10 protein-coding genes are annotated in these 12,660 nt (G+C 49.7%); 7 read left to right on the forward strand and 3 right to left on the reverse strand.

What is annotated here, in order from left to right; translation table 11 throughout:
- Positions 1 to 187: 187 nt before the first annotated feature.
- From AC2A1E_RS20375 to AC2A1E_RS20390, 4 genes are all read left to right on the forward strand, one after another.
- Entirely contained in the window at positions 188 to 715 is a 528-nt protein-coding gene (locus AC2A1E_RS20375; RefSeq protein WP_484385275.1) for a fimbrial protein, read from the forward strand.
- A 66-nt stretch (positions 716 to 781) separates the two neighbouring features.
- On the forward strand, positions 782 to 1,522 hold the full coding sequence (locus tag AC2A1E_RS20380; protein ID WP_484385276.1) for a fimbrial biogenesis chaperone: 741 nt from the start codon (positions 782 to 784) through the stop codon (positions 1,520 to 1,522).
- A gap of 53 nt (positions 1,523 to 1,575) precedes the next feature.
- Positions 1,576 to 4,179 (forward strand): fimbria/pilus outer membrane usher protein, encoded by a 2,604-nt coding sequence (locus tag AC2A1E_RS20385; RefSeq protein WP_484385277.1) that lies wholly within the window; start codon positions 1,576 to 1,578, stop codon positions 4,177 to 4,179.
- Positions 4,180 to 4,536: 357 nt separating this feature from the next.
- A complete protein-coding gene (locus tag AC2A1E_RS20390; RefSeq protein ID WP_484385278.1) occupies positions 4,537 to 5,760 on the forward strand; it encodes a Bcr/CflA family multidrug efflux MFS transporter in 1,224 nt (407 codons plus the stop codon).
- A 79-nt stretch (positions 5,761 to 5,839) separates the two neighbouring features.
- On the opposite strand, the gene AC2A1E_RS20395 is transcribed toward AC2A1E_RS20390, so the two are convergent.
- The 3 genes from AC2A1E_RS20395 to AC2A1E_RS20405 all read right to left on the reverse strand — a co-directional run bounded on the left by AC2A1E_RS20395 (position 5,840) and on the right by AC2A1E_RS20405 (position 9,143).
- Complete coding sequence (locus tag AC2A1E_RS20395) at positions 5,840 to 6,784, reverse strand: p-hydroxyphenylacetate 3-hydroxylase reductase component (RefSeq protein WP_484385279.1); 945 nt, start codon at positions 6,782 to 6,784, stop codon at positions 5,840 to 5,842.
- 20 nt (positions 6,785 to 6,804) lie between these two features.
- The gene (locus AC2A1E_RS20400; protein WP_484385280.1) at positions 6,805 to 7,977 is read right to left on the reverse strand and encodes a p-hydroxyphenylacetate 3-hydroxylase oxygenase component; all 1,173 of its coding nucleotides are present in this window, start codon (positions 7,975 to 7,977) and stop codon (positions 6,805 to 6,807) included.
- A gap of 245 nt (positions 7,978 to 8,222) precedes the next feature.
- Positions 8,223 to 9,143: a LysR family transcriptional regulator gene (locus AC2A1E_RS20405; RefSeq protein ID WP_484385285.1), complete on the reverse strand. Its 921-nt coding sequence runs from the start codon at positions 9,141 to 9,143 to the stop codon at positions 8,223 to 8,225.
- A 118-nt stretch (positions 9,144 to 9,261) separates the two neighbouring features.
- Between AC2A1E_RS20405 and AC2A1E_RS20410 the strand changes: the two genes are divergently transcribed.
- The 3 genes from AC2A1E_RS20410 to AC2A1E_RS20420 all read left to right on the forward strand — a co-directional run.
- On the forward strand, positions 9,262 to 10,272 hold the full coding sequence (locus tag AC2A1E_RS20410) for a zinc-dependent alcohol dehydrogenase family protein (RefSeq protein WP_484385281.1): 1,011 nt from the start codon (positions 9,262 to 9,264) through the stop codon (positions 10,270 to 10,272).
- 18 nt (positions 10,273 to 10,290) lie between these two features.
- Entirely contained in the window at positions 10,291 to 10,851 is a 561-nt protein-coding gene (locus AC2A1E_RS20415) for a histidine phosphatase family protein (protein ID WP_484385282.1), read from the forward strand.
- A gap of 1,048 nt (positions 10,852 to 11,899) precedes the next feature.
- Positions 11,900 to 12,660: methyltransferase domain-containing protein (locus AC2A1E_RS20420; RefSeq protein ID WP_484385283.1), on the forward strand; the 761-nt coding region annotated here is incomplete at its 3' end.

Consider the following 12,660-nt stretch of genomic DNA (forward strand, 5'->3'; position numbering starts at 1 on the left):
CCAAGATTGGCTGGTTGATACCGCAACAGCAGACTGAGATTTCTCTGGTGACTGTGGGGCAAAAGACCCACGGTGAGGAGAGATCTGTTAATTAAATCAATAGAGAACGTATTAACGTTGTCGTGGGCGAATAACAGCGCTGATCTGAACAATTCGCCTATACTGAATCTGAAGGTAAGTACAGAGTATGAAAATGAATAATGTTGCACTCATGGTTGCTGGGTTGGTTTTGTCTACCGCTGCATTGGCTGATAACACCATTAAGTTCCAGGGTGAAGTGGCTGACCAGACTTGTGATATCAATATCAATGGCAACGCCTCAACGCCGTTGATCCTGTTGCCAACGGTTGCAAGCACCGCACTGGCTAATTCAGGGGATACCGCAGGCCAGACGCCATTTACCATTAGCCTGACCGGCTGTACGGCTTCTGGCAGTGCTACCGCCATAAAGACCGTGTTTGTCGGTAACAATCTGACCGCCAATGGCCGCATGGGTAACACTGGCACCGCCAGCAATGTGTCCCTGCGGTTGGTTGACCCGGTAGCGCCAGCAATTCCTCTGGATCTGACTGGGCAAGTGGGTGCAGCGGGCCTGTCACTGGCAGCGGGCGCTACTTCTGCGGCGCATGATTTTGCGGTGGAATATTATTCTGAAGGCGGTGCGACTGCAGGTTCCGTGTTAGGTAGCGTGCAGTACTCTGTGTCTTACCAATAATAAGACATCCCCTTCCACTGCGGTGGGAGGGGGATTTAGTTAGGGCATTGAACGAGGATGTTTCGTGTGAAAACCAAATGTTCCGGTATCGTCATTAGTGCTTTATCCCTCCTGTTCTTGTTCATTTCTGAACACGCGCTAGCCAGCGTGGTGATGCTCAATACCCGAGTGATTTATCCGTCCGGCTCACAGTCGCAAACTGTCCAACTCACCAATAATGACAACATCCCCTATGTGGTTCAGATGTGGTCAGATATCAATAACCCATCCTCAACACCAGATAAGGCAGATGGGCCCTTTGTCGTGGTGCCCGCCCTGTTCCGTATTGAGCCGAAAACCGGTCAGTCAGTCCGCTTGGTCTTTACCGGCAAGGATTTGCCACAGGATCGCGAATCGGTGTTTTACCTCAATAGCGTACAAATCCCGCCTAAAAATGTGGCTGGAGCAGCAGAAAACCAGATGCTGGTGGTGTTGCGTAACCGGATAAAAATTTTCTATCGTCCGAAAGGTATTGCCGGTAGCCCAGAAAAAATCACCGAACAGCTTCATTTCTCTCTGAATCAACAGGCAGGGCAATGGGTGCTGACGGCGAAGAATGATTCCGGTTTTTATGCTTCTTTTATCAACGCCGCCGCAGTGGTAGGCAATAAAGAAGTGCCTTTCAAGGCGGATATGGTGGCACCAAAATCGCAGGCAAGTTGGAAATTAGAGAAAGGGGCGGCGTCGCCCGCTGGCGCACAGAAAGTGAAATTCACGTTGGTCAATGACTATGGTGGACATACTCGCGCCGAAGCCAATTTGAATTGATCAGGACCTTGTATTCGTTGGCGGTCAGTATCCCTCAGCCAAGGGACTGAAAAATGCACATAAAAATTACTTCAAGCGTTTCAGAACTGTGCCAACGGAGGGCGGAGGTCAACAGCATCCCGATGAACGCTGCCAGGCTAAGACCGCTGGCACTGTTGCTATGGCTGTTGATTCCTCAGGTTTATGCGGAAACGGTCAATAGCGCGTTTGAATTCGATGACAGCATGCTGGTGGGCAGTGCCAAAGAACAAAAGAGCATTGCCCGTTTTAACCAGGCTAACACCATTGAGCCTGGCACTTATCAAGTCGATATTTTCATCAACGGTAATTTTCTGTCCCGCCAATCATTGGTTTTTGCTGCCGGAGAGAAAGGGGTGGTTTCTGCCTGTCTGACTAGGGACAGCATGATTGAGGCAGGTATTTTACCTACTGAGATCAAAGCGAAAGCCGGTGATACTTCGCCATGTTTAAATCTGGAACAACAGGTTGAAGGGGCGTCCAGCCGCTTCGATTTCGCGCGTTTGCGCTTTGATCTGTTTGTGCCACAGGCATTGATGCAGCGTGAAGCGCGCGGTTCGGTCTCAACCAAAGATTTATCTGTGGGTGAAACCGTGGCGTTTGCCAATTACGACACCAATTATTACCGGACGCAGGCTTCCCATAGTACCACCGAATCTACTTACCTGGGGCTGAACTCGGGTATCAACCTTGGCCTGTGGCAATTCCGCCAGCAATCGAGTTTTACGCGTTATACCAGCGACAATAGCCCAAGTAACAGCCGATGGAACTCAATTCGCAATTATGTGCAACGTCCGCTGCCGTCAATTGGCAGCCAGTTGACGCTGGGCGATAGCTTTACCTCCGGCAGCCTGTTCAGCAGTATGGGGTTCCGTGGTATTCAACTGGAAACCGACGATCGTATGCTGCCGGAATCGCAACGGGGTTACGCGCCCACCATTCGTGGCGTGGCGGCAACGACAGCCAAAGTCAGCGTGCGCCAATCAGGCGTGCAGATCTACCAGACCACGGTGGCACCCGGTGCGTTTGTGATTGATGACCTGTATCCGACCAGCTATCAGGGCGATCTGGTGGTGGAGGTGCTGGAAGCCGACGGCCGCGTTTCTTCCTTTACCGTACCGTTCTCTGCCGTGTCCGATTCGATGCGGCCAGGGCACTCACGCGTGAGCTTTTCTGCCGGGCAGGTCCGCAACATCGGTAACAGCAATGCAGCATTTAGCGATCTCACCTATCAGACCGGGGTGACCAACGCTATTACGGCGAATACGGGAGTGCGTATTTCCGAGGGCTACCAGGCGCTGCTTGGTGGTGCCGTGCTTGCTAGCCAACTGGGCGCCTTGGGCGTCAATGCCACCTATTCACGGGCGGATATGTGGGGCAAAAACCTCGATGGATGGCGTGTTGGCGCCACTTACAGCCGTACTTTTGCCCCAACGGCTACCACGCTGGCACTGGCTGGTTATCGCTATTCTACCGAGGGCTATCGCGATCTGAGCGATGTGCTGGGTTTACGTGAGGCCAGTAACAGCAATGAAGTGTGGTTATCCAACACCTATCAGCAGAGTAATCAACTGGTGGTCACCGTCAGTCAGAGCCTGGGGGAATATGGGCAGGTCTATTTCTCCGGTTCCACCAGCACCTACCACGGCGGTCGTGGGCGTGATACCCAATACCAAATGGCCTATTCACACAGTATTAACGGCGTTAGCTATAACCTGTCACTGGGCCGCCAGCAGACCGGCCGTACGCCAACCGGAATAGTAGCAGAAAGCGAGGTGGATAATGGCCGCACGCAGAACGTCATCATGTTTTCGGTCTCTGTGCCGTGGGGAGCCGGTTCCCGTTCACCGCTGATCTCTGCGGGTTTCACTCATGAAACCGGCGGTAACAGTAACTACCAGGCGGCACTGGCTGGCACACTGGGTGAAAACCAAAGCCTGAGTTATAGCGTTAACGGTGCCTTTAACTCCGGCGGTGAGGGAGCCAGCTTTGGGGCGAATATGACGAAGCAGTTGCCTGTGGTCACCGTGGGCGGCAGTTTTTCACAAGGCAGAACCTACACCCAGGGTGGAGCCAGTGCCCGCGGTGCTGCGGTATTGCACAGCGGTGGCGTGACGTTTGGCCCTTATCTGGGTGATACCTTTGGATTGATCGAAGCCGAAGGGGTAAAAGGCGCTGAGGTGATGAACGGAACTGGGTCGAAGGTGAATCGCTCAGGCTATGCCATTGTTCCCTCGTTAGTTCCTTATCGCTACAACGATATCAGCCTGAACGCCAAGGGAATAGAAAACTCGAGTGCCGAACTGACTGAGAACCAGCAGCGGGTAGCGCCTTACGCCGGTTCGGTGGTCAAAGTACGCTTCAAAACGCTGGAAGGCTACGCATTGCTGATCAAAGTTCGCGATGAACAAAATGGTGGTTTGCCGTTGGGCAGCAACGTGTATGACAGCAATAACACCGTTATCGGTCTGGTGGGCCAGGGGAATCAGATTTATGCCCGCGCGAGCGGAATGCAGGGGCAACTGCTGGTGAAATGGGGCGATTCTGCCAGCGAGCAGTGTACCTTGAACTATGATTTACGCGGCCAGGATATGAAACAGTCGCTGCATCGTCTGGAGTTGCCGTGCACCAGGCCGTGACACAGCGTTCGGTCGCCATGGGATTCGGTGGAATTGCATGATGAACGGTGACTGCCGATGGGGGATATTCTCTTTATATGTTTAACACCGACGTTACTGCTCCAAGGTTTTTTTCCATCTGCTAAAAACTTATCGACCCCTTTTCCTGCCCAATTTTTCCTTGCTCAACGTCAAAAATAGGATCAAGGAAAACATCTCGTCAGCCAACCTGTTACTGATGGTTCTGTAAATATCGCCAGGGGAATCTTGCGATTTGATCAAAAGGTATTTATTGTGTGGATTGTTAACATGTTAATGACCTGTCTTTCTAAACTATATCATTAGGTTATAAGGGGTTGTTTATGATGAGGAATGGCTATGCCGTCTGCCTTCGCTAGTCGACCACCACGCTGGCTGATCCCGTTGCTCGGATCGCTGGTGGCTTTTGGCCCGCTGTCGATTGATATGTATTTGCCCGCCTTACCTGCTATGGGGCAGCAGTTACAGGCAACGCAAGGGCAGATGCAATATACGCTGGGGGCGTTTTTCGCCGGTTTTTGCGTTGGTATGTTGCTGTATGGGCCGCTTAGCGATTGGCTGGGGCGGCGGAAATTGCTGTTGAGCGGCATGCTGCTGTTTGTGATTGCCAGCGTGCTGTGTACGCAGGTAACGCAGGTTGAGCAACTGGTGGCTTTACGCGCTTTACAGGCTTTTGGCAGCGGGGCAGCCGTAGTCATGGCGCGCGCCATTGCCAGGGATGTTTACACCCACGACGAACTACCACGCGTCTTATCGTTAATGACGCTGGTCACCATGATTGCGCCATTGCTGGCCCCGTTGCTGGGTGGCGCTCTGCTAACGTTTTTTGACTGGCAGGCCATCTTTATGCTGCTGGCGGTGGTTGGCTGTATCAGTGGCTTACTGGTGCTGTGGGTATTGCCTGAAACATTAAAAACGCGGCCCGAGCATTCAGGCAACATCCTGAAGGCGTTTCACAGTTACTGCCTGCTAGTGAGGGACCGAGAGGCGATGGGGATTATCGCTACCCTGGCGTTTTCCTTTGCGGGTATGTTTGCTTTTATCAGTGGTTCCCCCTTTGTCTACATCAGCTATTTTCATATTCCCGCGCAATATTACGGCCTGCTGTTTGGCTGCAATATTATCGGCATGATTGCTGTGCTGTTGCTCAACGTGCGGATGCTGAAAGTCTACAGCCTGCCACGCTTATTGATGATCCAGAGTAGCGCTCAGGTTCTGTTTGGCCTGTTGTTATTGGTATTCCATCAACAGAGTCTGACGGTTCTGGTGATCCTGATTGTCCTGTTTATGTCGCTGGTGAATGCTATTGGTACCAACAGCCTGTCGTTATTGCTGCAACAGCGTGGTCAACAGGCGGGGAGCGCCAGCGCATTGGCGATTTCGCTGCAGTTTGGCATGGGGGCGTTGGCGAGCTTGGCGGTTTCCTGGTTACAGGATGACACGCCGTTTGCCATGACGCTGGTGATGGCTGTCTGCGCGGCGCTTGGCTGGATAGGGCAGCGGATGTCTGTGGCTCGTTTACGCCCGCAAGTGCACTCGGTCAGTTCTGAAAAAGAAGAGTAAGTCACAGGGATTGGTGATGACCGCGCCATCATTCGTCGTGCTGGTTAGATAAGACGAATGATGGCCTAGCCCGGTGTTTTTAATTGGCGCTGGCAATAATCCCGCGCAATAGCTTTTTCAAGATCTCCACTTCATCGGCAGAGAAAGCGTTTAACATCTGTTCCTGCTGCTTGGCGGCGATATCCCTTAACACCTCGGCTTGCCGTTCACCGGCGTTCGTCAGGTGATAGCCGTTTTCAGTGCTCGATATCAGCCCTTTACGACGCAAGGTTTCCTGTGCCTCTTCAATCTCTCTGCTCGACATGGCCACTTCCGCCATCAGGCCCGTCATATCAAGGCAGGCATCGCTGTCCAGCACCAACAGCATTCTGGCTTCACTGATACGCAATCCAGTAGAAAGCTGCTTGGGCTGGTAACTGGCCTGATAGCTGCGCAGCGCCTGCGTGAGCAAATAGTAGACATTTTGATTAAGACGCTCTTGCCTGGCGCTAACCACCGGGCTATCCGCAACCCGCTCCGATACTTGCTGATAAGGCAAGACCATGGAATAAGCCCCCTGGTGATACACCAGCGGAGCACGGCCCAGATCGTCAAACGCTACCACCTTGCCGATGAGGATCCAGTGATCGCCGCCGTCAACTTGCTGGTATTTTTCACACTGAAAACGTGCGGCACAGTCGGCCAACAAAGGCGCACCGCCTGCACCGATCTCAGCCTCCACGCCAGCAAACTTATCCTCGCTGGGGCGGGCAAACCGATTGGATAAATCTACCTGATCGGCGGCTAGGATATTAATGGCAAAGTGGCTGGCTTGCTCAAAGACCGAATAGCTGCCGGAGCGTTTATCAATGCTCCACAGCACCAGCGGCGGATCCAACGACACTGAGTTAAAACTGTTTGCTGTCATGCCCACGCGGGTGCCATCCGGGGTTGCAGCGGTCACGACCGTCACACCAGTGGCAAAGTTACCCAGCGCACGGCGAAATGCGCGGGGATCCAGGGCATTGTCTGTGTGATTTGTCATCAAATAGGTTCTCCGGCTTGTTACACCATGGTTGGATCGGGTTCTAACCCCATCAGTTCGCGGCCCAGGATCTGCGCACAGACATCGTAATCGGTATAAGCGTGTGCCCCGGTCATATGCGAGTCGCGGAACAGACGCTGAATTTCATTGTTTTCCATCCAACTGGTGGCTCCTGCTGCGCTGAACAAGCGATCCACCGCCGCAATACACATTTTCACCGCATAAGCCTGATTGGTACGCCAGTAAGTCAAGGTGTTGTGGGTAGGATATTGATGACGCTTGCCATGTTCGGCATGTTCTTCCCAGGTTTTCTCCAGGAAGGCACGGGCAGCGGCAACTTGGTGGGTTGATTCTGCCAGGCGCATCAGCGCCGGGGTTGCCGTGCCTACGCTGGCTCCGGTGTAGGCGCGCACACGGTTTTGGGTTTTCTCCTTAAATGCCACCAACATTCGCTCCGCCACGCCCAGGCTGATAGCGGCAAAACCGCAGGCAAAATAGGGGCGATAAGGCGTGTAGAAAATATTGCTGTCAGGATAGAGATCATAACCCGAAGAACGCCCCTGCATCATGTCTTGAGCTGCCTCGATGCGGTGATTGGGAATAAAGGCCTGGTTGATAATCAAGGTCTTGGATCCACTGCCGCGCATACCTACTGCATACCAGTCATCACGGATTTCGTAATCGCTACGTGGGATCACGCCAAAGCTATAGATGGGTTCACCGGCGGCGTTTTTGCGGCGAAAACCGACAATCGCCCATTCAGCATGATCGCAACCGCTGCTCCAACCCATTTCACCGCTCAGATAAACGCCGCCTTCACCTTCCTCAATCCGGCCAAAAGGGGCAATGCTGCTGCTGGCGGTGGCGTCCGGGTTTTCTCCCCAGATCTCTTGCTGTAGTTTGGCGGAAAACATCGCCAACTGATGGCTGTGGGTGCACAACAAGCTGAAAGCCCAGGCGGTGCCGCCACAGGCACCGGCCAGTGCGGCGACACAATCGGTAAATTCTGGCAAGGAGATTTCCAGACCACCGTATTGTTTCGGCTGAAAAACACGGTGCATGCCTATTCCTTTTAATAGCCGGATATTTTCGTCAGGCACTTTTCGCTCTCTTTCTGCCTCTGCGGCATTGGCAGCGATCAGTGGCAGAATGGGCAGTAATTTTTCCAGCATTGGGTTAGGCGTTTTCATCATCGAACTCCCTCAGGAATGGTAGATATACGGCAACTAATCCTTCATCAACCGCCCTTTAAAGCAGCTCAGGAAGCGGGATCAGGTGTTAAGCCCCATGTGATGGTTGTTCAACGAGTATGCGATAAAGATATTTTAATGGAATGTAACATTCAGGTAAAAAATTGTACTTTTCATGTTAAATATTGGAAGTGTGATCTGACGACACCTGCGTTATTGACGTTGTCGAGTCTCGCTTTGCAAAAGATTCACATCGCTAACTGGGGATGCTGTCGACAAAAATCTGCCAGATGCTCAATCAGCGCCCTGACTCTGGCTGGAACATACCGCTGCTGTGCCCATACCGCATAAATTTCCCGTTGGGCACCTTGCCATTCCGGTAGTACCTGGACGAGTTCACCACGCTGTAATGGGCTATGGCACAAACTGGCTGGGCAAAACAGAATCCCTAATCCTGCCAGCGTTGCTTGCAGTGCCAGATAAACGCCGTTAACACAAAATTTCCCCTGCGGTTGCCAGCGGATGGTTTCCCCACTCTGGCTGTGTCGTATATCCCAAGTAGATAAAGGCGCGCTGACCACCAAATCCCGCAGCTTCAGCTCTTCCATCGATTCAGGCATGCCGTTTTTCGCCAGATAATCAGGAGAGGCCACCAGCATCACTTCCTGGCTCTGCCCCAGTTTCCGCATATTGAGTAATGAATCAGGCTGAGCCCCCACGCGGATTGCCACATCTGCGCCGCTGCCGATCAGATCCTGCGTGTAATTGTTCAGTTCCAGCTCAAGCCGGATTTCCGGGTACTGCGTCAAAAACGACATCCAGGCCGGAGCCAGGTTGTCATTGGCTAAATCTGCTGGAGCCAGTACCCGGATCAGGCCGCTGACCTGATGCAGCGTTACATCGAGCTTTGCCGTTGCCTGCTGTAGAGAATGTACCAACGGGCGACACTGTTCGTAATATTGCCAGCCTTCACGGGTCGGCGTCATTCGGCGGGCGCTACGGTGCAGCAGGCGGCAACCCAGATGCTGTTCTAACTTCTGCAAGCGACGCGTCAGCGTAGGTGCCGGAATTGACGCTTTTTCCGCCGCTGCTCGCAGACTCCCTGTTTCTACAATGCTCACAAATAGCGCTAATTCATCCAGAATGATTTCATATTCGGAATTTAAGATTCAATTTTTCAATCTAGTTGCATTAATTAACCTTGTCTAGACTTTCTCTATCGCTGTCATGCAAGTATCAGTCCGCTTGAGTGTGGGTAAAACGTTTGTCGCAATAGGGAATAACATCATGCAAAGTTACCGTTTCGAACAGTTTGGCAATCTTGACCACTTAGCGCTTCATCAGGAAGAGATGCCGGTACCTCAGGCGCGGGAAGTGCTCGTTCGGGTGCGTGCCACATCGCTTAACTATCGCGACCTGGCCATTATCAACGGTCAATACACATTACCGTCCAGCCCTGGAAATATCCCGCTATCCGATGCCGCCGGTGAAGTGATACAGGTGGGCAAACGGGTTGAACGTTTTAAGGCTGGCGATCGGGTAGTGAATACCTTTATGCCGCGCTGGTTTGGCGGAGATTTTCAGGCTTCAGCCCGCGATGAACTTTACGGTAGTGATCGCGATGGCTGGCTGACAGAATATAAAGTCGTCAGCGAGGAGTCACTGTTAACGTTACCCGACTATCTCAGCTTCGAACAGGGCGCAACCCTTCCCTGTGCCGCAGTCACCGCTTGGGCGGCACTGAACGGCGATCGACCGATTAAAGCCGGTGAAACGGTATTAACTTTAGGCTCTGGTGGCGTTTCGCTGTTTGCCATCCAGCTAGCAAAAGCAATGGGGGCCAGAGTCATTGCTACTACTTCTAGCGAAGCTAAAGCCGCACAGTTGAAAGCGCTGGGTGCTGATGAGGTTATCAACTATGTTCAATACCCTGACTGGAGTCAGGAGGTTCTACGCTTAACCGCTGGTAAAGGGGTTAATCGGGTGATCGAAGTCGGGGGGCCGGGCACGTTGAATCAGTCTATTCTCTCCATCGGTATGGGTGGCGAACTGGCGCTGATCGGATTTGTCGCTCAGGATGCGGTTGCCATAGACTTTTTCAGCCTGTTTAAAAGCGCCGCTCGCTTTCGGGTTATCAGCGTGGGCTCGCGTGACGATTTTGAACAGATGAACCGGGCGTTTACGCAGCACAAAATCATGCCCGTTATTGATAGCGTCTTTCCGTTTGCCGAAGCTAAACTGGCCTGGCAGCGTTTTGATTCACGTCAGCATGTTGGGAAGGTTGTTATCAGTCATTAACGTAGCAGGAGCTCTTGAGTGAAAATCGTTCTGATGAGGCATGGAAAACCTCAAATCGACAGGCAAAGTACATTGAATGCTATAGAGTTCGGCGTTTGGGTTGAGAAATACAATATTGCGGGTATCAATAAGATGTACCCACCACCACAGATAGCCGTTGAGCAGATCAATCAATGCGCATTTATCGTGTGCAGCAACCTTGCACGCTCGTTGGAGTCTGCGAAAATTCTAGGTGCTGAGCGTATAGATGTTTGTGACGCGATGTTCCGAGAAATGGAGATGCCCCATGCGGCATGGCGCTTGCCGAAACTCTCAATACCATTGTGGTCGGCATTTTTTCGGCTTGCCTGGGGATTAGGGTATTCAGCAAATATAGAGTCATTCAAAGCGGCTAAAGAAAGAGCGCACCATTGTGCCGAGCATCTGGTCAGAATGGCCTCCACTCATGGTGCCGTGTTGTTTGTGGGGCACGGTATGTTAAACGGGTTCATTGCCAGAGAGCTCAAAAAAATGGGGTGGCGATGTTCGGGAAAACTACCCAAAAAGTATTGGGAACACACTGTTTTTCAGTTCCAATAATATAAAATTAATCACCAATCCTAACTTCGTTGAGCAGGGAACTTTCTATTGCATCACCAGGCACCGGGCTCTCATAGCCTATGAACAATGTTACAGGGGTGCATTGCGGATATTCGGTATGTAAAAATCCCGCTTAAGTTTCCTTAAGCGGGATTTTTAAATTTGTCTCCTCTTACTGGATTCGAAAAATATTTTAATTTTTTGATTTTTCTATAATAAATTTATGCTTTTTGATAGCTAAGCCCCTAAAATTTTTGATTATTATTAATGTGATGGTTCTCACGATTTGATAGCATCCTTACTGTATCGAGCTGGTTGATTCGGGCCTCTTGCCAGATGCAAAGATAATGATGTGTATGCTTCGCTAATTAACTCTTCGTTAACAATCCTCTAGATTTGTAAGGATGAAAATCCATTTTTAAAGATAAAATTTGAGTGGATATTCAAATTGAAAATTTCAAAATTCCCACATTTTTTGTCAATTTACTGGTTTCTAGATAATATTTGACTAAGACACTCATTTCTTTATAGGAATAAATTAAAAATCATAAAAATCAATTTATTGCATTTTATGTTTAAATTTTAAACGCATGATGATGATTCAAATTCAATTCATTTACTTTATTTATAATTGTTCATCATAAATATACCAATAACCAATTATATTGCATGATCCTGATATTTAAAGTTGAAAATGCCAATTCGTTTGAAATTAAAACCTATGAGTTTATTTAATTTAATATAAAAAACCATCTCATAAAAGAGAGCATTTATTCAGAACAGCAATCATCTGTGATTTCACTAATGCGTGAAGTTAATTCTGAATAGGCCCATTCGTAGTTCTCAATCCAGATGATTTCATCCATGTCCAAATTTAATTATTTTGTTTAATATCAGTGCATTAAGGTGATTCATAAATCATTTTAATGATTTTTCAGACAAGATATTGACTGATGATGCATCGTAGGGTTATACATTGTTGGGCGATGTAATAATGAAATCCTCCTTCATTCTGGATGCCACTTTGTAAAATTTCAGGAGTAGTCCCATGCATTCTACAGAAAGTGAAGTCACCCAACGTGTCAGTGAAGTACAGAATTATTACGGAAAAACCTTAGGGGATAAAAATGATCTGGTCACAAATGTTTGTACCGTAGATTCAGAACCGACAGGCGAAATAAAAGAAATTCTCTCTCTCATTCATCACGATGTTCAAACCCGATTTTATGGTTGTGGGACACCATTTCCTCCTCAATTAAATGGCGCTACCGTACTGGATTTAGGATGTGGTGGAGGTCGTGATTGTTTTATTCTGTCTAAACTGGTTGGAGAGAAAGGAAACGTTATCGGAGTTGATGCGACAAAAGAGCAGGTGAATTTCGCAAGAAGTTATATTGAGTATCATCGTGAAAAATTTGGCTATGAGAACTCCAATGTTCAATTTCATCATGGACGTATTGAAGAATTGAATGCACTTGATATTCCTGATGGCTCAGTTGATATCATCGTATCCAACTGCGTCATAAACTTATCTGTCGCTAAAGAAGATGTTTTAACGGGTATGTTTAAACTGTTAAAACCGGGTGGTGAAATCTATTTTGCTGATATCTATTCTGATCGTCGGTTACCACAGTCACTTAAAGATGATGCCCAAATAGTCGGGGAGTGTATTGGTGATGTTCTCTATTATGAGGATTTCTTCAGACTTGCCAGGAGAGCGGGGTTTAATGATATTAGAGTCGCTGCCAGCTCATTAAAGCAAATACAAAATAAAGAGATTGAAGATAAGCTTGCGGGTGCCCAGCTTTA

Source organism: Serratia sp. HNCC26DJ206 (assembly GCF_057180605.1).

Bases quoted from the DNA above. Each gene is read 5' to 3' on its own strand.
- AC2A1E_RS20410 (WP_484385281.1), top strand. From the start codon at position 9,262: ATGCAAAGTTACCGTTTCGAACAGTTTGGCAATCTTGACCACTTAGCG.
- AC2A1E_RS20385 (WP_484385277.1), top strand. From the start codon at position 1,576: ATGCACATAAAAATTACTTCAAGCGTTTCAGAACTGTGCCAACGGAGG.
- AC2A1E_RS20395 (WP_484385279.1), bottom strand. From the start codon at position 6,784: ATGACAAATCACACAGACAATGCCCTGGATCCCCGCGCATTTCGCCGT.
- AC2A1E_RS20375 (WP_484385275.1), top strand. From the start codon at position 188: ATGAAAATGAATAATGTTGCACTCATGGTTGCTGGGTTGGTTTTGTCT.
- AC2A1E_RS20400 (WP_484385280.1), bottom strand. From the start codon at position 7,977: ATGATGAAAACGCCTAACCCAATGCTGGAAAAATTACTGCCCATTCTG.
- AC2A1E_RS20390 (WP_484385278.1), top strand. From the start codon at position 4,537: ATGCCGTCTGCCTTCGCTAGTCGACCACCACGCTGGCTGATCCCGTTG.